The sequence below is a fragment of the Brevibacillus sp. BD137 genome, assembly GCF_041644655.1.
Lineage (GTDB): Bacteria > Bacillota > Bacilli > Brevibacillales > Brevibacillaceae > Brevibacillus > Brevibacillus brevis_D.
In genome coordinates, this window is the sequence record NZ_JAOTNO010000001.1 from 314,261 (window position 1) to 335,583 (window position 21,323).

23 protein-coding genes and 1 pseudogene are annotated in these 21,323 nt (G+C 46.1%); 4 read left to right on the forward strand and 20 right to left on the reverse strand.

Translation table 11 applies throughout. The annotated features are described in order from the left end of the window. Positions 1 to 16: 16 nt before the first annotated feature. The 4 genes from ODZ53_RS01745 to ODZ53_RS01760 all read right to left on the reverse strand — a co-directional run bounded on the left by ODZ53_RS01745 (position 17) and on the right by ODZ53_RS01760 (position 5,290). Entirely contained in the window at positions 17 to 202 is a 186-nt protein-coding gene (locus ODZ53_RS01745; RefSeq protein ID WP_372675706.1) for an SGNH/GDSL hydrolase family protein, read from the reverse strand. 351 nt (positions 203 to 553) lie between these two features. Beyond that, positions 554 to 2,293, reverse strand: coding sequence for an amidohydrolase (locus ODZ53_RS01750; RefSeq protein WP_372675707.1), 1,740 nt, complete (start codon positions 2,291 to 2,293; stop codon positions 554 to 556). A gap of 103 nt (positions 2,294 to 2,396) precedes the next feature. Beyond that, entirely contained in the window at positions 2,397 to 4,211 is a 1,815-nt protein-coding gene (locus ODZ53_RS01755) for a PucR family transcriptional regulator (protein ID WP_372675708.1), read from the reverse strand. 254 nt (positions 4,212 to 4,465) lie between these two features. Next, positions 4,466 to 5,290, reverse strand: coding sequence for a MerR family transcriptional regulator (locus tag ODZ53_RS01760; protein WP_372675709.1), 825 nt, complete (start codon positions 5,288 to 5,290; stop codon positions 4,466 to 4,468). 82 nt (positions 5,291 to 5,372) lie between these two features. On the opposite strand from ODZ53_RS01760, the gene ODZ53_RS01765 reads away from it, so the two are divergent. Beyond that, positions 5,373 to 5,834: a GNAT family N-acetyltransferase gene (locus ODZ53_RS01765; protein WP_372675710.1), complete on the forward strand. Its 462-nt coding sequence runs from the start codon at positions 5,373 to 5,375 to the stop codon at positions 5,832 to 5,834. 3 nt (positions 5,835 to 5,837) lie between these two features. Here ODZ53_RS01765 and ODZ53_RS01770 read toward each other — a convergent pair. Together ODZ53_RS01770 and ODZ53_RS01775 are read right to left on the reverse strand one after the other, a co-directional pair. Then, positions 5,838 to 6,089, reverse strand: a pseudogene (locus ODZ53_RS01770) (Y-family DNA polymerase); the annotation flags it as partial. Positions 6,090 to 6,135: 46 nt separating this feature from the next. Then, positions 6,136 to 7,005, reverse strand: a complete 870-nt coding sequence (locus tag ODZ53_RS01775) for an AraC family transcriptional regulator (RefSeq protein WP_372675711.1) — start codon at positions 7,003 to 7,005, stop codon at positions 6,136 to 6,138. A gap of 120 nt (positions 7,006 to 7,125) precedes the next feature. Here ODZ53_RS01775 and ODZ53_RS01780 point away from each other — a divergent pair, with 120 nt between their 5' ends. Next, positions 7,126 to 7,488: a VOC family protein gene (locus ODZ53_RS01780; RefSeq protein ID WP_173604727.1), complete on the forward strand. Its 363-nt coding sequence runs from the start codon at positions 7,126 to 7,128 to the stop codon at positions 7,486 to 7,488. Positions 7,489 to 7,493: 5 nt separating this feature from the next. Further along, entirely contained in the window at positions 7,494 to 8,006 is a 513-nt protein-coding gene (locus ODZ53_RS01785; RefSeq protein ID WP_372675976.1) for a GNAT family N-acetyltransferase, read from the forward strand. Here the strand turns inward: ODZ53_RS01785 and ODZ53_RS01790 are convergent. The 8 genes from ODZ53_RS01790 to ODZ53_RS01825 all read right to left on the reverse strand — a co-directional run bounded on the left by ODZ53_RS01790 (position 7,978) and on the right by ODZ53_RS01825 (position 17,032). Then, a complete protein-coding gene (locus tag ODZ53_RS01790; RefSeq protein WP_372675977.1) occupies positions 7,978 to 9,477 on the reverse strand; it encodes a hypothetical protein in 1,500 nt (499 codons plus the stop codon). The genes ODZ53_RS01785 and ODZ53_RS01790 overlap by 29 nt on opposite strands. Before the next feature lie 155 nt (positions 9,478 to 9,632). Beyond that, positions 9,633 to 11,687: an ATP-dependent DNA helicase RecG gene (gene recG, locus ODZ53_RS01795; protein WP_372675712.1), complete on the reverse strand. Its 2,055-nt coding sequence runs from the start codon at positions 11,685 to 11,687 to the stop codon at positions 9,633 to 9,635. A gap of 1 nt (position 11,688) precedes the next feature. Next, entirely contained in the window at positions 11,689 to 12,573 is an 885-nt protein-coding gene (gene sdaAA, locus ODZ53_RS01800; protein ID WP_007728344.1) for an L-serine ammonia-lyase, iron-sulfur-dependent, subunit alpha, read from the reverse strand. A gap of 38 nt (positions 12,574 to 12,611) precedes the next feature. Next, positions 12,612 to 13,277 carry an L-serine ammonia-lyase, iron-sulfur-dependent subunit beta gene (gene sdaAB, locus ODZ53_RS01805; protein WP_372675713.1) on the reverse strand — a complete coding sequence of 222 codons (666 nt, stop codon included), beginning with the start codon at positions 13,275 to 13,277 and terminating at the stop codon, positions 12,612 to 12,614. 189 nt (positions 13,278 to 13,466) lie between these two features. Then, positions 13,467 to 13,958: a hypothetical protein gene (locus ODZ53_RS01810; protein ID WP_372675714.1), complete on the reverse strand. Its 492-nt coding sequence runs from the start codon at positions 13,956 to 13,958 to the stop codon at positions 13,467 to 13,469. A gap of 83 nt (positions 13,959 to 14,041) precedes the next feature. Beyond that, positions 14,042 to 14,899: a DegV family protein gene (locus ODZ53_RS01815; RefSeq protein WP_015891979.1), complete on the reverse strand. Its 858-nt coding sequence runs from the start codon at positions 14,897 to 14,899 to the stop codon at positions 14,042 to 14,044. 47 nt (positions 14,900 to 14,946) lie between these two features. Beyond that, positions 14,947 to 16,653, reverse strand: coding sequence for a DAK2 domain-containing protein (locus ODZ53_RS01820; protein ID WP_372675715.1), 1,707 nt, complete (start codon positions 16,651 to 16,653; stop codon positions 14,947 to 14,949). Between the two features lie 13 nt (positions 16,654 to 16,666). Beyond that, the gene (locus ODZ53_RS01825) at positions 16,667 to 17,032 is read right to left on the reverse strand and encodes an Asp23/Gls24 family envelope stress response protein (RefSeq protein ID WP_007728362.1); all 366 of its coding nucleotides are present in this window, start codon (positions 17,030 to 17,032) and stop codon (positions 16,667 to 16,669) included. 249 nt (positions 17,033 to 17,281) lie between these two features. On the opposite strand from ODZ53_RS01825, the gene rpmB reads away from it, so the two are divergent. Continuing rightward, positions 17,282 to 17,470 (forward strand): 50S ribosomal protein L28, encoded by a 189-nt coding sequence (gene rpmB, locus ODZ53_RS01830; RefSeq protein ID WP_005831020.1) that lies wholly within the window; start codon positions 17,282 to 17,284, stop codon positions 17,468 to 17,470. A 99-nt stretch (positions 17,471 to 17,569) separates the two neighbouring features. Here rpmB and spoVM read toward each other — a convergent pair whose 3' ends face one another. The 6 genes from spoVM to ODZ53_RS01860 form a co-directional block, all read right to left on the reverse strand. After that, entirely contained in the window at positions 17,570 to 17,653 is an 84-nt protein-coding gene (gene spoVM, locus ODZ53_RS01835) for a stage V sporulation protein SpoVM (protein WP_005831022.1), read from the reverse strand. 23 nt (positions 17,654 to 17,676) lie between these two features. Further along, positions 17,677 to 17,850, reverse strand: coding sequence for a hypothetical protein (locus tag ODZ53_RS01840; protein WP_007728365.1), 174 nt, complete (start codon positions 17,848 to 17,850; stop codon positions 17,677 to 17,679). A 188-nt stretch (positions 17,851 to 18,038) separates the two neighbouring features. Continuing rightward, on the reverse strand, positions 18,039 to 18,599 hold the full coding sequence (gene thiT, locus ODZ53_RS01845) for an energy-coupled thiamine transporter ThiT (RefSeq protein ID WP_015891981.1): 561 nt from the start codon (positions 18,597 to 18,599) through the stop codon (positions 18,039 to 18,041). A 314-nt stretch (positions 18,600 to 18,913) separates the two neighbouring features. Beyond that, the gene (locus tag ODZ53_RS01850; RefSeq protein WP_372675716.1) at positions 18,914 to 19,636 is read right to left on the reverse strand and encodes an amino acid ABC transporter ATP-binding protein; all 723 of its coding nucleotides are present in this window, start codon (positions 19,634 to 19,636) and stop codon (positions 18,914 to 18,916) included. Continuing rightward, positions 19,629 to 20,288 (reverse strand): amino acid ABC transporter permease, encoded by a 660-nt coding sequence (locus ODZ53_RS01855; protein WP_372675717.1) that lies wholly within the window; start codon positions 20,286 to 20,288, stop codon positions 19,629 to 19,631. The genes ODZ53_RS01850 and ODZ53_RS01855 overlap by 8 nt, the downstream gene beginning before the upstream one ends. A 51-nt stretch (positions 20,289 to 20,339) precedes the next feature. After that, positions 20,340 to 21,146, reverse strand: coding sequence for a transporter substrate-binding domain-containing protein (locus tag ODZ53_RS01860; protein WP_372675718.1), 807 nt, complete (start codon positions 21,144 to 21,146; stop codon positions 20,340 to 20,342). Positions 21,147 to 21,323: the final 177 nt, after the last annotated feature.

The window sequence follows — 21,323 nt, forward strand, 5'->3', positions numbered from 1 at the left end:
TTGTCTCGGCATCACATTAACGGACGGTTACAGTTGTACCGCTTCGGGTATCGCCGTTTTGTTGCGGTTTGATCGCTTCGACTATCAGAGAAGCATATACTTTGGCGCCTTCCTCGACAAGATGCACGCCGTCCCGTGCGAAATACGAATCCTTGTTGGCGCTGGCCGCGTACCAGTCGACCTTTACGTGTTGATTTTTCATTTTTTTACCTCTATTTATCATTTGCTTGCCTTACAGATGAAGCAGTATGAGATACCCTAAAAAGTTTGTTTTTCGATTAATCACTGAAAGACACCCGGCTAATTCCATTTTTATTACATGCGATGGAGAATGGAAATCCAACTCATTTAAATCGCAGTAATTTTAGGTTTTTGACTCGCTCACCAATATTTTTTGCACTCATTATGTACACCCTTGTACGAGACATCGTATGCCCGAATGCGGCACTTGGTAGGGAATTAAATATCCCGTTCCACCCTAGAGTGTGAAACGGGATGTTTTTTGGGATTTTGTCATTCGGATTACCCTTTTAGGACAGCCCCAAGTAGTTCATTATTTTAACGTGGCATCCCTGAAGGTTTCTTCTCCTGCTTCCATCGTCAACAATACTTTTGCACTACCAATTTCTGTCGAAGGAATCTTAAAGAGATTCTTATCGATCACAACAAGGTCTGCTTCCTTCCCTTGTTCAATGGAACCAGTGATTTTATCTGAAAAGCTGGCATAGGCACCGTTAATCGTGAAGCTAGCAATCAAATCAGCAACCGATGCTTTTTCTTCAGGTCCGAGCACTAACTTAGGATCGGTATTTCCGAGCTCCTCTCTGGTGACACCTACTTGTATTCCGTATAATGGATCAAATTTCCACGTTATCGGATAGTCACTGGCAGAGGCCACTTTCACTCCGTTATTGATCAGACTCTTCATCGGATACTCACGACTCGCCCGTTCCTCTCCGAGATAAGGCAGTTCAATGTTTTCATAATAGCCTGGTGATTTAATAAACCAATATGGATTGGCAACAGCCACAACATTCAATTTTTCCATGCGCTGAATATCACTTGGCTGAACAATTTGAAGATGAGTCATCTGATGGCGAGAATCTCTTTTTCCATTCTTCTTTACCGCGTATTCAAAACCATTCAAGGTTTCTTTGGTGGCAGCATCTCCGACAGAATGAACATGCATGGCAAAACCTGCTTTATCTAAGGCAGCAGCTGTTTCGTTAAAGACTCGAGGGTCCCATTGCGGTTTTGCATTGTGCTTATCCATATATGGTTCAATTAGTGCAGCTGTTCCTCCCTCGATTACACCATCCATGAATACCTTCACCGAGTTTACCTGGACATCGGGTCCGTTTAGTTTCGCCCGTTCTTCTACCAACGATTTTACTTGTGACGAACCCTTGGAAGGATCAGTGGCCAAGGAAACACGATATTTTAGATGAAGTTTGTTTTCTGCTTCAAGAGCCTTTAATGCTTTTAGGGCATTACTACCTGGAACAGCTAACGCGAGATGGACAGAAGTAATCCCTTTTTCTGCTGCCATCTGCTCATACGCTAAAATCCCTTCCTTATACTCTTCTTCAGAGTAATCCGGAATAATCCCCAAAACCAGATCTTGAGCGGTCTCCCGAAGAGTACCAGTAGGTTCCCCCGTAACATCGTCTCGCTCAATTACGCCGCCTTCTGGATTCTTGGTATCCTTGGTAATACCGGCCAGTTTAAGAGCTTTAGAGTTCACCCACACCGAGTGATGGTCTCCTGAGGTTAAGACAACAGGTATATCCTTTACGATTTGATCAAGATCCTCTTTTTTCGGGCCCTTTCCGGGGAAGACAGGGTTTTCCCAGCCAAATCCCTTCAAGCCTTTAAGATTAGGGTTCTTTTGAACAAATTCTTTAATTGTATGGAGATAATCCTCCCGCGATTCTTTTCCAACCAGATTCACTGAAAAGATTGTTTCAACGGCTGCAGTCACATGAGTGTGGCTATCAATAAAACCAGGAAGAACCATCTTTCCGCCAAGATCAACCACTTTGGTCTTTGAGTTTTGATAAGGTTTTACTCCTTGATTGGTGCCAACATATATAATTTTCCCATCACTGATCGCTATGGCTTCAGCAAAATCACGCTTTGCATTAACGGTGTAAACAGTACCGTTTTGCAATATGACATCTGCCTTTTTACTGATGGGGTTCGTTGCATTTGTTTTGGCCTGTGCAAATCCTGAGAAAAGTGTACTCATTAAGAGAGATACAAGAGCAACATTCAACGTCTTCTTTAGCTTCATACAATCACCTTTCCTAGCGTGTCTACAATTCACTCCAGGAAAAATGATATATAAAATATAGGTAGAGAAATATGTTCATAGCAGACGAAAAATGAATACTTTTTCATCCACGGTGGAGGTTTCTTTGTTCGAATAAATCGTACAGCTTAAAGGCTAACATGAGATTAAACCGCTCTTCCGGATCATTCAGCTCCAGCTGTAATAAGTCTGTTATCTTTTCTAATCTATACTTCAGTGAACTTCGATGGATAAAAAGATATTCTGCAGTTTCTTTTATATTTCCGTTCATGCTTAAATACACCCGCAAAGTATCAAACAGGTCTTTTCCTTTTTCATTTCCGTAGTTTAATAACGGGTCCAGATATTTCTTGATGAACAACTTTGTCGCAAAACTTTCTTCAAGATCAAATAAAATAGAAAGAGAGCCAAGATTGTCAAAGTTTTGTATATGTTTGTTTGAAACGCGGTTACTTACGATTTTCAAAGCTTGATGAGCTTGGCGATAACAAATGTGGTAGTCTTCTATGGTTTGTGTCCTAGAACTTATTCCTAAAAAAATTTCAATTCCTTGTATCATTGGTGAAACAACATCCCTAATTTGTTTATGAATCAGCTTCCAATAGAGGTTGCTGTCTTTTTCTTTTTGGTCAGGAACAATCAGAACATAGCGCCCCTCTTTTTGCGTTACGATAATATTTCGATCAAAGAGGTATAATGCTGTTCTGATTTTTTCCCATATCCAAGTCATCTTGAGCTCAATTGATTGTAAATCCGCTTCTCTATGATTACATTCGATAGATAATACACCAATTCTATTAGGTTCAAACAGATTGAGATTAAACAGATTGGCATATCCGATCATTTTTTCTTTATCTTCAATCTTTTCCAGAAAAAGTTGATGGATAAAACCGTCCTTAACCTGTTCTTTTGCATCTGCCACAAGTTTTTGCTTTCTGATCTGAATCGCATATACATCCAAAGCGTACTTCAGTGTCATTCGCATTTCCAGATCGAACTCCTGTTTACTTGCTTTCACACCTACATACCCGGATAGCTCACTGCCACAAACTACCTTCCATATTCCAAGATGATTGTCTTCCCCATATTGGAGCCACTGCTCTCGATCAGGAATATTCATGATTTCCCATGCTTTTACATTCAGTTGTCTTACGATTTCCTCCAGCTCCTCATTCTGTTCTCCCATGAAAAAGCTGGAGATCGGATGCAGGAAACGATCAAATAGAAAAACTGTTTTTCCAATCAAATGTGAGAAGGTTTTGGTAACCTCAAAGTAACCGTCACCTACCAAAGCCTGTGTTACTAATTCTTTATAGTGAATCATTCGTTTTTCCAAGCGATTTTTGTCTTCGAGTTCTGCCTTCAATTTCTGCTTTTCTTTCTCTTTGTTTTTTACCATTTCCATTACGATTGCGAAATCTTTCCCATATTCCTCAAAGGACTTGTCCGCTTGGATATTCAAGGGAGCCGCCTCCCGATACCCAACAACACAGACATCAAAACTGGTGGAGTCGCTTTCCTTCATTGGGAAGGTAAACCAGGTAACAAAACCTTCATTCTCAAATTCTCTAAGCAGATCACAACTCTTCCATACCTCGATATCATCCATAGAACAATGTGGTTTAGATAAACAGCATTCCAAACAAGACGAACACGATAATGGAAACTTCTTCTCAAAACTCTGTGAGTCTCCTCTTCTTATTTTAATGCTCAAGACATCCTCTGATTTTTGAATAATCGCAACGTAGTCACAGACAAACTCATCGCAAAATGACTCTACTAGAAACAGCAGTGCTTCATCAACGGTTTCTAGTTTATGCAAGTTTCTCGCAGCATTACGTAAGTGTATATCGATATCTTCAATACTATTCTGCCCCCAAATCCTTTCCCATTTGTCCATTATAACCCTCATTTCTATAGTTAATTATGAAAGGAACCCAACCAGCAGTATTGCCACAAACATCATAATTGAAATTCGTTCAAAACGCTGCCACTTAATTCAACAATCTTCCTACATCACTATAAAAAAGCGCCAGACTCTTATCGATCTGACGCATTTCAACAATATCTGATTCTTCTATGTCCTATTTCAACAGACGCATGAGTTGATTCTTAACAATCGGGACAAAACCATTTCCCAATACGCGAAAAAAGTTATTTTCGAACCTCTATCATTATTTTTGTCACATACTCTTCGCTAGTATTTTTGGTTACCGCATCTAGTACGTATTCTTCATACGAGTATTCCCCGATTTGAAGTTCGTGGACTTTTATAAATGCGAGCATTTCTTCATAAGTTGCAGTAATCCTCTCACTCTTTCCAATATGATAGCCAACCACATACAACCCCTTTGGCTTTGTATAGCAAGTTATCGCTTCATGATTTTCTGTTTGTTTCATATATAAATTCGAATAGTTTTCGTAATCTGCTGACAATAGTTGATTACGTGAAACCATCGCTCCAATTGGATAACCCGTATCGAGCCGATGCGTAAGGAGCGCATTGATAAAATCAGAAACAGCCCGTACGAAGTCTCGGTCCGTACAATCTAGAATGACATCACTGGTAAATAATTTTTCCTCCGAAAGTTCTTCTATATGAATACGTGAAAAATCGGTTTTGATGGCTTCCTTGGTCAAGCTAAGCTTCGTTTCAATCATTTGTTGGATTTGCTGCAGGTTTTGAATTTTGCGCTGAATTGTAGACGCTTTATCTTCTAAAAGGCTAACAAAGTTTTCTGGTGTTTTGTTTTCCAGAAAGGGCTTTATTTCTTTTAAGGGCATCCCGACCTCTTTTAATAATTCAATCACGTTAAATAGCTCAAACTGTCGATACGAATAGAATCGATAGCCCTTCTCATTTTTAATATCTGGTGACATTAACCCGATGTCATCATAATAAAACAATGTTTGCTTATTGACTCGACATAGCCTCGCAAATTCCCCTGTCGTGAAATATTTATGTGTCCCCTCTGACATACAACCCTCCCTCTCTTGACTATATAGTTACTATATAGTGTACATTTCTTACTATAAATTTAAGGGAAAGGGTTTGATAGTCATGAATATCATTATTCGTGACATAACGCCAGAAAATGTTCAAGAAATCCTGCAATTACGTGTCAAAAAGGACCAAACCTCATTTATCGAGACACCTCAAAAATGTTTACAAGATGCGAAAGCATGCAGCTATTATCAGCCAGTAGGGCTATATACTGACAAAGATTTAGTTGGATTTGCGATGTACGGGGAATTCCCGGGTGAAGATGAAATAGAGGATAAACGTGTTTGGTTGGATCGCTACTTTATTGACCACCGTTATCAAGGATATGGCATAGGTAAGCAATCATTGGAAGCCCTTATTCAGCATCTTGTCAAACAGTATAACTGTGAAAAAATTTACTTAAGTGTATTTAAGGACAATGTCCAGGCCATTCGTATGTATCAAAAATATGGATTCAAGTTCAATGGAGAAATTGATATTAACGGTGAAAAAGTCATGGTGAAGGAAATCAATGTATAAATAGGTCTCCATCCAAACGCGCTGCCGAATTTGTGCAGCCATCTGCAACGGATCACCAAACAGGTGGACGCTGCCTGTCACGTCGAGAAACTGCTCATCGATCGAGTAAGGCTCCACCTTGTCAATAAATGCCTCGAATATGCGAGTGATTTGCATGGAGATGCGAATGTACATCTCCATGCGCGGACGAACAACGACGAGCTGGTGGCACTTTTGCTGTGCCTGCCACAGCACTTCGGCCGCGACCACTCCAGCACGCCTCGGCAGGTGTTCCGCAAACAAGAGCGAATCCAATAAGGGGTTACTTTTTCACGACAGGAATCCAAATTTCGCTTCGAAATGTTGGTGATGAAGTGTCTTTGCTTTCGTTCCACAAAATCTCAGGACCCTCAGCCTGTTCATAACCGGAGGATAAAAACCATTCCGAATAAATCCGGGCCCAGATATCTTGCAGCGTATCAGGAAAAGGACCCACTGCTTCGAAAACCGCCCAGGTGGAAGCAGGAACTTCAAGTACTGCCAAATTGTCTGGATAAGCTTTTGTAGTAGCTACGCCGATATAGTGATCGAGCTCGCCATATTCCAGCCGACCTTCTGAAAAGTTCGTGGACGCACTGATCAGTCCGATTGGTTCGACATCGGATAGCGATTTTAGTTGCTGAATCATCTCCATACCTAATGAAGCCCACATGGTCGCAATCTCTGGATTGACTCCACGATAAATCAACGGAACTCTTTTTTTCAGACCCACAATGCGAAATGCCTCTTTTTCTTCCATACGGTAGTTCATGGCACTGCCTCCTTTAATGGATAGATGAAAGGTCATTCGCGGATAAGCCTTCAAGGAATGGCCGATGTGTCTGGCTTCTGTCGGAGTGACTCCATGCACATTCTGAAAAGCTCTGGCAAAGGAATCAGCCGATCCGTATCCGTATTTGATCGCAATGTCAATGACACGCTCGTTGCTGTCCGCAAGCTCAAAAGCTGCAAGCGTAATGCGTCGGCGCCGGATGTACTCGGATAGCGGAACACCAGCGAGAAAAGAAAACAGCCTTTTGAAGTGATACTCGGAGCAGCAAGCCACCTGGGCGATTTCTTTATAGTCAATCTCGCTTGTCAAATGGTCTTCGATGTAGTCCAGAGCCTCATTCAGCTTCACAAGCAAATCCATGGTAATGACCTCCCTTTCTCCCTCAGAATAGCAGATGCGAAATCGGACGATCCGACATTTCGTGCACGATTATGACGGGTCGACCTTGTATAAACGACTATGGAAAGGAGCTTTATCCCAATGACAACGACTTCCCCTCTACTCCCCCAAATCGGAGCTATTTTTGTAGCCGTCAGCGACATCGAGCGCGCACGCGACTGGTACTGCCGTCTCTTGGGCATTCCCGCAGACGGTGAAATTATGTTCGGGCATATATACTGCATTCCTTTACAAAGCGGATTGACGCTCGTTCTGGATAGCAAAATCTTTCCGAAGCGCATCACAGATGATGCCCCCTTGTTTCATTTCAACACACAGGATATCGAAGCCTCTTATGCATTTCTCAAAGAGAGCGGAGTTGAAGTCGTCACTCCTATCCAGCATGGCCACTGGTTCAACTTCCGCGATCCCGACGGCAATCTGATCATGGTAAGCCAATGTTAAAGGGCATGACCATCCACTTGCGCCGCACGACACCGGCAGATATTCCATTCGTATGCGAAGTAGAAAATGCGCCAGAGAATACCCCGTTCATTATTCCGTGGAGCGAAGATCGGCACCACAACGCTCTTGGTGACCCGGACATCCTCCATATGATTGCCGAAAGAAAAGAAACAGGCCACCCCGTCGGCTACGTTATCATCGCCGGGCTGACCAATCCTCATCAAAGTATTGAGCTTATGCGTATTACAATCGCGGTGAAGGGAGAGGGCTACGGACGCAACATCCTGCGTCAGATCAAGCATTGGGCATTCATCGAACAAAAAGCCCATCGACTCTGGCTGGATGTAAAAGAAACGAACGACTGTGCCCGTAGCCTTTACCTATCGGAAGGGTTTCACATAGAGGGCACCTTGCGCGATTGCCTGAAATCGGGCGATACTTACGAATCCCTGATCATTTTATCAATGCTGGCAACGGAATATGACGCGCCTAAGGGGCAAATGCGTCCGGAGTCGTGACATACAGCCATTTGCCGTCGTTGCTCGCTCCCAAAATCGATACACTTGCTGGCAGTCCCTTCACCAGCACAGCTTGTTGCTTACGATCGGCATCGAACAGGAAGAGCGACGACACAGACTCTGTTCCTTGCTCAGCTTTTTCCCAATCGATATAAACCAAATGGTGAGTGCCTGGAATCCATATCGCTTCTGGCTTCATTTCCATCAGTTTGACGTCGCCTTTAAACACCCCTGCGTTCCAATACATTTGATAAGCGCCATCTGTCGACTGGATATAGCCAGACCAAGCTTCTTTGGGAACGGGTGGATTCCAGCTGATCACTTTGCCTGACAACCAATCGTAGCGTTGACGAAGCTCTTCAAAGCTATCTTCCTCTGTTCTCATTTCAAACGTCGCGTAACGTCCATCATCCATAAAACGGACGGGCTGGACTTGCCCATTCATCTCGTCTGTTGGAACCCATCCTTTGATAACCCCTGGGAGGCGCCGTTCTTTCCCAGTCGCCAAATCGTACACGACCAGATCGAGATCTTTTTTCTGTTCAGTCTTGCCTACTGCCATCAATACATGCTTGCGATCATGGCTAAAGCTGGCTCCATGTACGTATCCATCTACCTTGACACGAATGGCAAACTCGCTTTTCGGTACGTCTGTCCCTTTCGGTGGATGAGCGAAAAAGAAGCCGCGACGATCTGCCATGAAGTCGCCTGCACCGCTATAATTGTCAGTGAGCTCCAATGGATAAGCAGTCAGCTCTTTTGTCTGTGTGTCATAAATCGAATACAGCATGGGGAAACGGGCATCGCACTCACAATATTCTGTAAATCGCTCCAGCAACACATACCGTTCCAGAGGGTCGATAAACTCCATGGGAGTCCTGACGGCAAAGTCCGTCATTTTTTCTTTCACCTTGCCATCGACTGAGACTCGCCAAATCTGAGCGGGAGCAAACACCACCGCTGAGAAATTGTTCGTATCGTCAAACACGGTTCCCTTTACCGTCTTCGCTCCTGCTACGTTTACAACATACTCCGTCCAGCTTCTGTCTTTGGCAAGCGTATCAGGAAGGGTAGCCAGCAATTGCAGTTGGCGATCGTGCACCCAGTGAAACGTAAAAATCGGCTCCACGAATCCCAAGTTCTCTTTTTTGGTCTCTTCCTGGGCATTTTTGCGGATAGCTGCTTCGACTGTTCCACGGTTCACGGCTTCTTTAAAAAAGAGGGTGTACGCCTGTGGTGCAGGTCCCACGACCGTTCTTCGAGGAGAGTGGAGCTGTGGAGCATCGTTTAGCTGAATGACCACGTCTTCTTTCATCGCGGCGTAGTCGTAAGGCAGTTCCTTTTGCTTCCATTCCTTTGTCGTTTGGCTGGTCGTATGGGATGGGCCAGTCTGAGCAATCCGACTGTCCGTGGAAGTTGCTTGCGCGAAGTCGGATCCTGTCAAAATAATCAATGCGAACACAATGGACATACTCATTCCCCGAATTTTTCGCAAAGACAAAAAACTCGCCTCGCTTCCTTGAAAAATTTACCTTACAGAGGATAGACGTCGAATGCCAGCTTAAGGTTTCACCCCATTATAGAAAAAGCCTCCCCACACGCTTGAAGTGGGAAGGCCTGCCTTTCTTAATCGAAGACGACACCGTCCAGTACGCCCTCATTCTTTAAATAGTCACGCAGCCAGCGATACTTTTCGTCCCGCCAGAAAGAATCCTCTGCTACCAGCTTGACAGTCTCCTGTCTCGCTACCTCCAGCGCTTTGTAATCACTTAATAAATCAGCGACTTTAAACTCTGGCAAGCCGCTCTGCTTGGTTCCAAAAAAATCACCCGGTCCGCGCAATTCCAAATCGCGCTGCGACAGCTCAAATCCATCCGTCGTCTCGCACATGACACGCATCCGCTCTTTTCCGATCTCGGATTTCGGGTCAGCGATCAGCACACAATACGACTGTTCAGAGCCACGTCCTACGCGCCCACGCAATTGGTGAAGCTGAGCAAGACCAAACCGCTCTGCATCATAAATCACCATATAGGTGGCATTCGGAACATTCACACCGACCTCTACGACCGTTGTACTGACCAGGACAGCGTGCTCTGCGGCAAGGAAGGCTTGCATGACGGCATCCTTTTCCTTCGCTGGCAGTCGCCCATGCATCAAGCCTACGCCGAATTCAGGGAAAATGTGTGTGAGCTGAGCATGTACATCAATTGCATTTTGCACGTCGAGCTTTTCAGATTCCTCAATAAGCGGACAAATAACGTAGGCCTGTCGTCCTTTGCGCAGCTCATCCCGCATTTGCTCGAGCACAGCCGGAAACTGATCATGCTTTTTCCATGTCGTCTCAATCGGTTTGCGACCCGCAGGCATTTGATCAATCGTCGAGACGTCCATGTCGCCAAATGCCGTAATGGCCAGTGTTCTCGGAATTGGCGTTGCAGTCATAAACAAGACATCAGGCGACAAGCCTTTATTCCGTAAAATTCGCCGTTGCTCCACACCAAATCGGTGCTGCTCGTCCGTAATCACGAGGCCAAGACGGGAGAAAAACACATCCTCCTGAATGAGCGCATGGGTACCAACTACGACATCGATTAACCCCATTTGCAGAGAGCCGATGACTTCGCGTCTACGTTTCGCCGTCAGTGAGCCTGACAAGAGCGCGACCTGAATGCCGTAATCGGACAAGAGCTTCGTCAACGACTGCACATGCTGCTCGGCGAGAATCTCCGTCGGTACCATTAGCGCTCCCTGATAACCTGCTTTCACCGCAGCAATCAGCGCAATAGCAGCTACGACGGTTTTCCCCGAGCCTACGTCCCCTTGCAGCAAACGATTCATCGCATGAGGTGCCCGCATGTCATCCAAAATTTCTTTTACGACTCGTTTCTGGGCATCTGTTAACGGGAACGGTAAGCCTTTGACAAATTCCCGTACCTCTTCCATCGGAATCGCCAAAGCAACGCCTTCCGTTTGCTGCCGATTAATCCTGCGCAATGTTTGCATTTTCAACTGGAATAAGAAAAGCTCCTCAAACATAATCCGTCGCCGCGCTTGACGACCATCTTCCGCATTTTCAGGAAAATGAATCGAATGAAAGGCATGAATCCGCGGCATCAGTCGGTAGCGCTCCACGATATCCGCAGGAAGGATTTCAGGAATTTCCTTTCCGTACTGGCTCAACGCCAGTTGAATGGTTTTGCGCAGCAGTGTATGCGTCACATCGCCGCCAAGTGGATAGACAGGGGCGAGCTCGCCTCGTTTTGTCGCACGTTCGGAGTCTACCTCTGTCATTTCGCTCACAGTTATCTGCAGCTTGTGCTTGTCCCATTTTCCTGTGACGAGTATTTCCTTGCCTGGCGAGAGCCTGCTTTTGACAAACGTCTGATTGAACCAGACAGCCGTCACTACGACACGGTCCATGACAACCTTGACGGACAATCGTGATTTTCTTTTTCCATAAAAACGAACAGAGGGTTCGCCGTACACCGTACCTGCCAGCGTGACCCTCTCTCCGTCTTTTACTTCTGTCAAATCACGCACACGGTAATCTTCATAGCGAGACGGGAAATACTCCAGCAAATCACCAATGTTGTTGATTCCCAGTCCTGCAAATGCCTTCGCCCGCTCTTCCCCTACCCCGTGCAAAAGGGAGACGGGCGATTGATATGCACCAGCCATCTTACTTCTCCATCCGTACGCCGAACACTTTGGCTTCGATCATACGGCCCGTTTGCGTAGCAGCAAGACCACCCTGTGCGGTTTCCTTCAGTGTAGTCGGCATGGCGCAGCCGATTCGGTACATGGCCTCGATGACTTCATCTGTCGGGATCACACTCTTGATGCCTGCCATTGCCATATCTGCGGCAACCGTCGCAATCGCTGCTCCCATCGCATTTCGTTTCACACATGGTACTTCAACCAGTCCGGCTACGGGGTCACAGACCAGACCGAGCATATTTTTCAATGCGATCGCCACTGCTTGGGCAGATTCCTCAGGCGTACCGCCAGCCATTTCTACAATCGCCGCCGCAGCCATGGCTGTTGCAGAGCCTACCTCTGCCTGGCAACCACCTGCAGCACCCGAAATGAACGCGTTATTGGCAATGCAATACCCGATAGCACCTGCCGTGAACAAATAGTTGACCATTTCCTCACGGGTCGGCTGTAGCTTGTCAGATACGGCAAACAACGTCCCTGGTACAATACCGCATGCTCCTGCTGTGGGCGTTGCGACAATCGTACCCATTGCTGCGTTTACTTCGTTCACCGCCACAGACATCGAGACGGCATTCAAAAGTGTGGGACCGGACAAAAATGTCTTGGTCTCCATATATGTTTGCAGCTTCTTCGCATCGCCACCCGTCAACCCGCTATGCGAGCGAATATCTTCGGTAAGCCCGCGACGCACTGCTTTTTCCATCACATCGAGGTTGGCGTACATATCTTGCATAATGGCATCCCGACTGCGCTGGGAAACTTCCATTTCTGCTTCAATCATCACCTCGGAGATCTTCTTCCCCTGGGATTCGGCCAACTCAACTAGTTCAGCCACATTACGAAACATCTGGTTGTTCACTCCTCTAATCCTGCTCGTCCTTTTGCTTAGTTCAATGCGAGCAGGGATACGTCAAAGATATGGGGGATTTGACGAATTTCCTCCAGGACTTCCGGAGAGATCGTCGAATCTGTTTCGATTGCCATCAAAGCACGCGAACCGCGTGTGTGTCGAGACACTTCCATGAGTCCCACATTAATGTTGTGCTGCGTCAGTACCTTTGCCACAGCCGCAATCATCCCAAAGCGATCTTCATGTAAAACCAAGAGCGTCGGTGTATCGAAGCCCAACTGAAAGGAAAACCCGTTCACTTCCAACACTTCGATCTTCCCGCCACCAATGGAAACACCCACGATTTCGATCTGATGCTCATCATCAGACAGCTTGATCCGCGCCGTGTTCGGGTGCTCTGTCAAAACATCAGAAGTGGACAACTTCACTTCCATGCCAGCTTTTTCTGCAATCACCAGCGAATTTTTCAGACGCAAATCCGACGTGTCAAAGTCAAGAATTCCTGCCACTGTCGCCACATCAGAACCATGTCCTTGATACGTTTTTGCAAATGAGCCGTAAAAAACAATTTCTGCTCGCAAAGGCATTCTGCCAAACAGCTTGCGAGCTACACGACCGATACGAGCTGCACCAGCCGTATGGGAGCTAGATGGCCCAACCATGATTGGACCGATAATATCAAATACGCTTTTGTACTTCAACCGGTTCTCCTCCTGAATCACAAGGGGTTCAACAAGATTTACTTTCATTGTATCCTACAGCCTTTGAAAGCGCTACAGAGGAAACTGTACGTAAGGCAATCATAATCGATTTACGTAGACAACATGCGGACAAATCAGGATAAATGAAAAAACTCCCAGTGAAAAAAGGGATCCCACGACCAGCATGTTCTATTTCTTTGGAAGTGAAGTTAGGAATACCTTTACGGGATCTGGTTCTCGGACGAAATCTACTTGAACATCATTTCCTTCGTTTGCTGTTTCTCCTATTGGAATTCCATCATGATAAGGGAAGTGAATAAACTCGTTAATGATTGGTTCAAGCTCATCAAGGATTTCAATTTTTCCGCTAAAAGGGAGTCTTTCATGAATCTGAGAGATAAGATTAAATCTTAGTTGTGAAGCCTGCCAATCGAACCAAACATATAACAGCATTCCATGATCACTATTTGATTTTAAAATTTGCTGTTGTCTATTGGCTATTACTTTACGAAAAAAGTTCATGAAATCAAAAACTGTGAACTGACTAGCTAACTGCATACTTAAAGAAATAGACCACCTATTAGCAGAAATTTCTTTATTCAAATCATCTTTATGGCCCCCAATAAATAGAGAGTCATACACAATATCCTCCAACTCAATAAGGAATTCATCCTTATTCACCAAAACCTCTCCCTTATTTTTCATGACTATGAAAAAAAGAAGCCCCCTGCCTCAGGGAAGCTCCTCTCCATACCATATATGCCTTACTGATTTTTTACCATGACGATCCCGAGTAGACCTGGACCTGTATGCGTACCGATCACGGGACCAATCTCTTCCAACCAAGAGTCCGTTACCGAAAACTCTTGCTTGAGTCGCTCCAAGAGCTCAGCCGCTTGATCTGGAACACTGCTGTGCAGTACAGCGATTTTCACAGGCTCACCTTGCGCGTATTCCTGCAACGCTTCAAATACGCGATTCAGAGCTTTCTTCGTCCCTCGTACCTTGTCAAAAGCAGACACATACCCGGCAGGATCCAGCGTCAAAATCGGCTTGATATTCAAGAGCGAACCGATGACGGCAGATGCTTTGCCAATTCGACCGCCTTTTTGCAGGAACTCCAGCGTATCCACAATAAAGTATACCTGCACCTCATCCAAATAACGATCAATCTGATCCAGAATTTGTTCCTTGTTCTTGCCTGCTTGAGCGGCTTTGGCAGCCTCCACACAGATCATCCCATGAACAAACGAAGCTTTGCGAGAATCGATCACCGTAATGTCGATATTTTCGTCCAACATCGACTTGGCGATCATCGCTGATTGATACGTCCCCGATAAGGAACCAGATAAAAGTATGGCAATGATTTGCACGTCCTTGCCATATTTCTCATGGATCGCTTTGTACGCTTCTGCAAATTCAAGCGGAGACGGCTGCGAGGTCGTCGGCATCACGCTCGATTGCTTCAGCTTATCGAAAAACTCCGAAGACGAGATAGTGACTGCGTCCACATACGTTTCCGCCCCAAACATGATTTTCAACGGGACGGCCACGATCCCCAATGACTGCCTGACAGCTGCATCGATATCAGACGCGCTGTCGGTAAGAATCACAATTGGCATTCTCGATCGCTCCTCTCCCTATTCATTCGTGTTCAAAAAATTGGCTTTTACTCGACAGAAAAAATGAATGGATACAACGGTTGACCGCCTGCCTGGATCTCAACTTCCACATCCGGGAATGGATCGGACAATGCTTTTTCCAAAGCATGAGCCTGATCTTCTGTCGCATCTTCTCCTAAGAATATCGTAATGATTTCGGAGTCTTCATCCACCATTCCCAAGAGCAGCGTCGTGGCGCAAGCTAACAAGTCAGGACCTGCTGTGACGATTTCTTTCTCAGCCATGCCGATAAAATCGCCTTCTTTGATTTGTACCTCACCCATTTGTGTGTCGCGAACCGCGTGGGTCACCATCCCTGTTTTCACCTGAGCAATCGCCTTGGTCATCGCTTGCACGTTCACTTCTGGTTCAACATCTACGCGGAAGCTGATCAGTGCTGCCAATCCCTGCGGAATGCTCTTCGTCGGTATGACAGAAACAGGAACTTCAGCGAGCTCGGAAGCCTGCTGTGCTGCCATGATGATATTGCTGTTGTTTGGCAGGATGATGATGTGCTCTGCACGGAGCCCCTCGATGGCCTTCATGAAGTCCTCTGTGCTCGGGTTCATCGTTTGGCCGCCCTCTACTACCACATGCACACCCATGCTGCGCAGAATCGTAGCGATCCCCTCACCAGCAGCTACCGCGATCAATCCGTAAGGAAGCAGGTCTGCAACAGGTTGAGCAGCTGTTTCTGGCTTCGCCTGTCCTTTGCTCTCTTCCGCTTTGAGAATGTTCGCATGCTGCTCGCGCATGTTTTCTATCTTCAATCGATGCAGGCTACCGAATTGCTGAGCGTATTGCAGGACGCTTCCCGGATGCTCTGCATGAATATGTACCTTGACCACTTCATCATCAGAGACGACGAGCAGTGAATCGCCCATCGTATCCAGATGGTTGCGGAACAGCGCTTCTGAGAACGTTTTTTTGTTCGGCTCGGTGCTATGCGCGACATGAACCATAAACTCCGTACAGTACCCGTACGTGATGTCTTCCGTTTTCATGTGGATTTGCGCATTATGCTGCTCGGAAATGAGCTTGTCCAGCTCTTGCTGACCGATTTTGGGTACTGAACGCTCACGATCAGCAGATAGCTCCTCCCCGCGCAATGCTCGCAAAAACCCTTCATAAATAAACAAGAGACCTTGTCCACCTGAGTCGACTACGCCCACTTCTTTTAGAACAGGCAGCATTTCCGGCGTACGCAATAGCGTAGTTTGTGCCTGCTCGTATGTTTTTTCCATGACAGAGATAATATCATCTGACGTGCGCGCTGCACGCACAGCCATCTCCGCCGCTTCACGGGCAACAGTCAAAATCGTGCCTTCTACCGGCTTCATCACTGCTTGATACGCAGAGTCAACACCAGCTTTCAAGGCATCGGCAAACTGACGGGCGTTAACCTCATCTTTTCCATTGACTGATTTGCTGAAGCCACGGAATAACTGGGACAAAATCACGCCGGAGTTACCGCGCGCGCCCATTAACAGACCTTTTGCCAAAGCAGCTGCCGATTCAGTGATTCGGGGGGATTCTTTTCGAGTTAGCTCCTCCACACCGGAAGAGAAAGTCAAATTCATGTTTGTCCCCGTATCGCCATCCGGCACAGGAAAGACGTTTAATCCATCCACTACTCTGACGTTGTCGGATAAAAGGTTCGCCCCCAGGTAAACCATCCGGCTAAACAGCACGCCATCTAGACGCGTATGTACCAACTGATGTTCCTCCTTACATATCCCTGTCTGTACGAACTCCCTGCACAAAAATATTAACAGCAGTCACATCAATGCCTACCGTTTGCTCCAAGGTATATCGAACACGGCGTTGAACGTTGCCTGCCACCTCGGAAATTTTCACGCCATAGCTGACGATAATGTGCATGTCCAAAACTACTTCGCCATTTGTGTTATGAACGACGACACCTTTGCTCAGGTTGTCTCTTCCTAACAACTCAGCGATTCCATCTTTCAACGCTTTGCGAGAAGCCATGCCCACAAGTCCAAAAACTTCCATGGCCGCGCCTCCAGCAATCCGTGCGATCACGTCTTCGGTAACATCGATCTTTCCTAGCGATGTATTCATTTCCACTGTCATGCAAGGACTCCTCCTCTGTTAAAACAGCTTGACCGTCATAGGTAAGCGTAACCATGCTTCCTTACAATTCTACACTAACACTTAATAGAAATGAAGCGTTTTGTCGATCCTATCAACCCTACGAGAAAGACGGGGGAAATCATCTTGTCAAGTATTGCAATTGACAGCAATGTTGTGCTAATATAGTCGAGTATTTGTATTTCCCACAAAGGAAATCCCGTTTAGATGTAACAAGGGAGGTGGATCTTAATGGCACGTCGTTGCTTTGTAACAGGTAAATCTGCTAAAGCTGGAAACGCTCGCTCCCACTCCATGCGCGCAACTCGCCGCACCTGGGGTGTCAACGTACAAAAAGTGCGCATTCTCGTAAATGGAAAACCGAAGCGCGTTTATGTAAGTACTCGAGCACTGAAATCCGGTCTCGTAACTCGCGTATAGTTGATTTCAGCTATGCGAAAAAAAGCACCCTCGAGGTGCTTTTTTGCATTTCTCCCGTTTCTCCACTCTTCTCCCAAAGGGAGGCTCGGGGCCGAAGCTTCACTTTTTCTTGTTGAACGCCTCGATGATGCCCCGAATCATGCCACCCAGGAACTTCGGCAACTTGATGGTGTAAAACCGCATGCTACCCCTCCTCACCGAAATTACTACACACGATACAAATACACGCCGGCCCCTATGAGTGCTAATGCCAATAGGCTATACCAAACCCACGGAGGTGCCCAATACAGGAAGATGGTGATTCCCCCGACAGCCAACGCAACCCCGAGAACACGTCGCAAGGCGCCCCCCTGTCGCAGGCGATAGGAGCGCAATCCCATTTCGCGTAAGCACCTCCTTTAGGTGTTCTCAAAAACGTGCATATTACATCATATTCTGCTGTCGGATAAACATGTATCCTGCCACATGAAAAAAGTAGATGTCTAAGCAATAAAAAATCAGGCAACGGAACTCGCTGCCTGATTACATTATGTGGATAGTTTGTACATGATACCGATTTTTTCCTTTTTTATACAACTCGATCGCGTGCGGGGAGCAGCAGCTGTGATGCACTACTAAGCACAACTGTCAGAACGACTCCCGCGATAATCATTTCTGGCAGCAGATACGTGATGTTATAAATGAGGGAATATTGCCAGACTGGTACACCTTCTGGCGCATAGCTGCCAAACCAGATAATCCCCGATAGAAAATGGCAGACAAATCGCGCAATCACGCCGATGAACAAGCCGCTCCACAGTACCATGATTCGTTGCTTCGTTCCTTCGTAGCCAGACAGACGAAACAGCCCAGCGAGACCCAGCGCACCAAAAGCAAGCGGATAATCCAGCAACAGCTGAACCGGATGAACAACTGTACTGCCCAAGAGCAATTGAAGAAATCCGACAACAAGCCCTGTCACGACACCAGCAGCGAGTCCACGGCGAACAGCGATCAATGCGATTGGCACCATCACAAGGGACACAGAGCCACCCTGTGGCATTTCGAAAACCTTGATCTGACTAAACACAATTGCAAGAGCCGCCATCATCGCCATTTCCAACAAAATGACCAACCGTTGACGATCCAATATAGTCACTCCTCAAAATAGAATAAATAAAAATTTTTTTACACTTCAAATGGATGTTCAAAAACTTGACTTTTCAGCACCGAGAAAGTGGCGAGAACCTGAAAAAGGAGGAGCGGAATGTAGGGAACCTACATGAGCACCGGACTTTGAAGGTGAACGCCTCTTTCGATGCCGAAGGTGCCCGCATGGACTACTCCGTGATCAAAAGTCAAGTTTTTGAACTACCTCTCCTAAACTGTTTCTGATTCTAGCCCAAGTCTATGCTCGTGTCAAAGAAAAAAGCCGCTGCCTGATCGGCACTGCGGCTAGTTGTATTACCGAACTTTCTCCAAAAACTGCTGGGCACGTTCACTTCTTGGCTTTTGGAAAAACTCTTTTGGTGGCGTATCCTCCAAGAGACGACCATCATCGAGGAACAAAATACGGTCTGACACCTCTTCGGCAAAGCGCATTTCATGCGTGACGATTGCCATAGTCATCCCGCTATCAGCCAGCCCCTTCATAACCTCCAAAACCTCCTTGACCATCTCAGGGTCAAGAGCAGAGGTCGGCTCGTCAAAGAGCATGATTTGCGGCTCCATCACAAGCGAACGGGCAATGGCTACACGCTGCTTTTGACCGCCTGACAAACGCGAAGGAAAGGCATCCGCTTTATCTGCCAGCCCTACACGTGCCAATAGCTCGCGTGCCTTCTTTTCCGCTTCAGCCGCAGACATGCCTTTTACTTTCATCGGAGCATAGGTCAAGTTTTTCAACACCGTCATATGCGGAAACAGGTGAAAATGCTGGAAAACCATCCCGATTTGTTGGCGAATGCCCATCACGTCCGCTTTTGGCGCGGTGATTTCCTGGCCGTTGATCGTAATAGTACCCGTCGTTGGTGTCTCCATCAGGTTAATGCAGCGCAATAGCGTTGACTTACCCGATCCAGATGGACCAATGATGGCGACAACCTCCCCTTTCCCGATGTTCGTGGAGATGCCCTTCAACACATTCAGTTGTCCAAATGACTTCGTAATGTTATCGATCTTAATCACTGCGTCTCATCCTCCGTTCCACTACGCGGGCTACCCAAGTCAACAGCATGACCATCACATAGTACAGGGTACCAGCGATCAAGTATGGCTCAAAATACTTGTAGATGGCGCCCTTGACCACGTTCGCGTTCTGCATGATGTCTGCAAGACCAATCGTGGAGACGAGTGCAGATTCCTTTAACAGTGCAATCGTTTCATTAACAAGTGCAGGCAAGATATTTTTGACAGCCTGCGGCAAAATAATGTCCAGCATCATCCGGTGATAAGGCACGCCAAGTGCTTTTGCCGCTTCCCACTGCCCTTTATCCACCGCCAAAATTCCACCGCGAATTGTCTCGGAAATATAAGCACCCGAGTTCAGTGTGAATGTTAGCACTGCTGCTTCCAATTGCGAAATTGTGTAGCCGGTAAGCTGTGGCGTAGCATAATACACAAAAGTAAGCTGCAAAATCAAAGGTGTTCCGCGAAAAACAGACGTATACGCAACTGCGAGCCAGTTGAGAATCCTCACATTCGATATTTTAATGAGTGCGAGGATTGAGCCCCAGAAAAATCCCAATACAACCGAAATCAACGTAACAAGTAACGTGCCCTGTATCCCTTTCAATATAAAAGGAATATAGGGCACGACTTGTGTGAAATCCAAATTCATGCCCGTTCTCCCCTCTTGCTGCTCACACAGTTATTCTTCGTTGATTGGAGATTATTGACCGAACCATTTTTGGATCAGCTTGTCCATTTCCCCGTTTTCTTGCATCTTTTTAATCACTTCATTAAATTTCTGTACGTGCGGCGACCCTTTCGGGAAAGCAACAGCAGAGCCATTTTTTTCATTTTCTTCCATTGTCGTGAATTGCAAGGAGTCATTGTTTTCCACGAAGCCTTTCGCTACTGTATCCTCGATAATGGCAGCATCTACACGACCCGTCTTTACTTCTTCCACGATCTCAGGCAGCTTGTTCAGCGAAGTGATCTGCAATCCGGAAACAGTATTTGCAAGTTCTTTTGCTGCCCCTTCCTGAATAGAACCGAGCTGTACCGCCACTTTTTTGCCAGCCAATTGCTCAGGCTTGGTCAGATTGCTGTCTTTCTTTGCTACGATCGTATTTTTCGCATCGTAATAGATGGTGGAGAAATCAGCGTTCTTCTCACGCTCAGGTGTTGCTGTCATGCCAGCCATAACGAAGTCCGCGCGATTCGTTTGCAGCGCAGGAACCAGTCCGTCAAAGTTCATGTCGTTGATTTGCAGTTCGTAGCCAAGCTCTTTTGCAATGTATTTCGCGATATCAATGTCAAAGCCGACAATCTCGTCTTTTCCGCTGCTCAGATCGTGATATTCATACGGCTTATAGTCAGCAGAAGTAGCCATGACCAATGTTTTCTTGTCGCCAGCAGAAGACGCAGGTGCTTGTCCTGTTGCGGTTTGATTGCCTGTACCGCATCCAGCGATCACGACTGCCGCAAGCATAGAAGTAAGTGCCAGAGAAATAAATGATTTTGTTTTCTTCATGATGAACCCCCGTTGTTATGATTTTTACGCATAAAGCAGTCTATTTGCAGTATTAATTTGCATGAAAACTTATATTTATGCATTACAATGATTATTTTACTCATAATCTGAACAATTTCAATCATTTTTTACTCACATTTTAAATACAGAATATACGGAATTTTATGCATAACTCAT

Coding starts and splice junctions, on each gene's coding strand:
- ODZ53_RS01745 (WP_372675706.1), bottom strand. CDS start 202: ATGAAAAATCAACACGTAAAGGTCGACTGGTACGCGGCCAGCGCCAAC.
- ODZ53_RS01750 (WP_372675707.1), bottom strand. CDS start 2,293: ATGAAGCTAAAGAAGACGTTGAATGTTGCTCTTGTATCTCTCTTAATG.
- ODZ53_RS01755 (WP_372675708.1), bottom strand. CDS start 4,211: ATGGACAAATGGGAAAGGATTTGGGGGCAGAATAGTATTGAAGATATC.
- ODZ53_RS01760 (WP_372675709.1), bottom strand. CDS start 5,290: ATGTCAGAGGGGACACATAAATATTTCACGACAGGGGAATTTGCGAGG.
- ODZ53_RS01765 (WP_372675710.1), top strand. CDS start 5,373: ATGAATATCATTATTCGTGACATAACGCCAGAAAATGTTCAAGAAATC.
- ODZ53_RS01775 (WP_372675711.1), bottom strand. CDS start 7,005: ATGGATTTGCTTGTGAAGCTGAATGAGGCTCTGGACTACATCGAAGAC.
- ODZ53_RS01780 (WP_173604727.1), top strand. CDS start 7,126: ATGACAACGACTTCCCCTCTACTCCCCCAAATCGGAGCTATTTTTGTA.
- ODZ53_RS01785 (WP_372675976.1), top strand. CDS start 7,494: ATGACCATCCACTTGCGCCGCACGACACCGGCAGATATTCCATTCGTA.
- ODZ53_RS01790 (WP_372675977.1), bottom strand. CDS start 9,477: ATGTCCATTGTGTTCGCATTGATTATTTTGACAGGATCCGACTTCGCG.
- recG (WP_372675712.1), bottom strand. CDS start 11,687: ATGGCTGGTGCATATCAATCGCCCGTCTCCCTTTTGCACGGGGTAGGG.
- sdaAA (WP_007728344.1), bottom strand. CDS start 12,573: ATGTTTCGTAATGTGGCTGAACTAGTTGAGTTGGCCGAATCCCAGGGG.
- ODZ53_RS01815 (WP_015891979.1), bottom strand. CDS start 14,899: ATGCCAATTGTGATTCTTACCGACAGCGCGTCTGATATCGATGCAGCT.
- ODZ53_RS01825 (WP_007728362.1), bottom strand. CDS start 17,032: ATGACAGTGGAAATGAATACATCGCTAGGAAAGATCGATGTTACCGAA.
- rpmB (WP_005831020.1), top strand. CDS start 17,282: ATGGCACGTCGTTGCTTTGTAACAGGTAAATCTGCTAAAGCTGGAAAC.
- spoVM (WP_005831022.1), bottom strand. CDS start 17,653: ATGCGGTTTTACACCATCAAGTTGCCGAAGTTCCTGGGTGGCATGATT.
- ODZ53_RS01840 (WP_007728365.1), bottom strand. CDS start 17,850: ATGGGATTGCGCTCCTATCGCCTGCGACAGGGGGGCGCCTTGCGACGT.
- ODZ53_RS01855 (WP_372675717.1), bottom strand. CDS start 20,288: ATGAATTTGGATTTCACACAAGTCGTGCCCTATATTCCTTTTATATTG.
- ODZ53_RS01860 (WP_372675718.1), bottom strand. CDS start 21,146: ATGAAGAAAACAAAATCATTTATTTCTCTGGCACTTACTTCTATGCTT.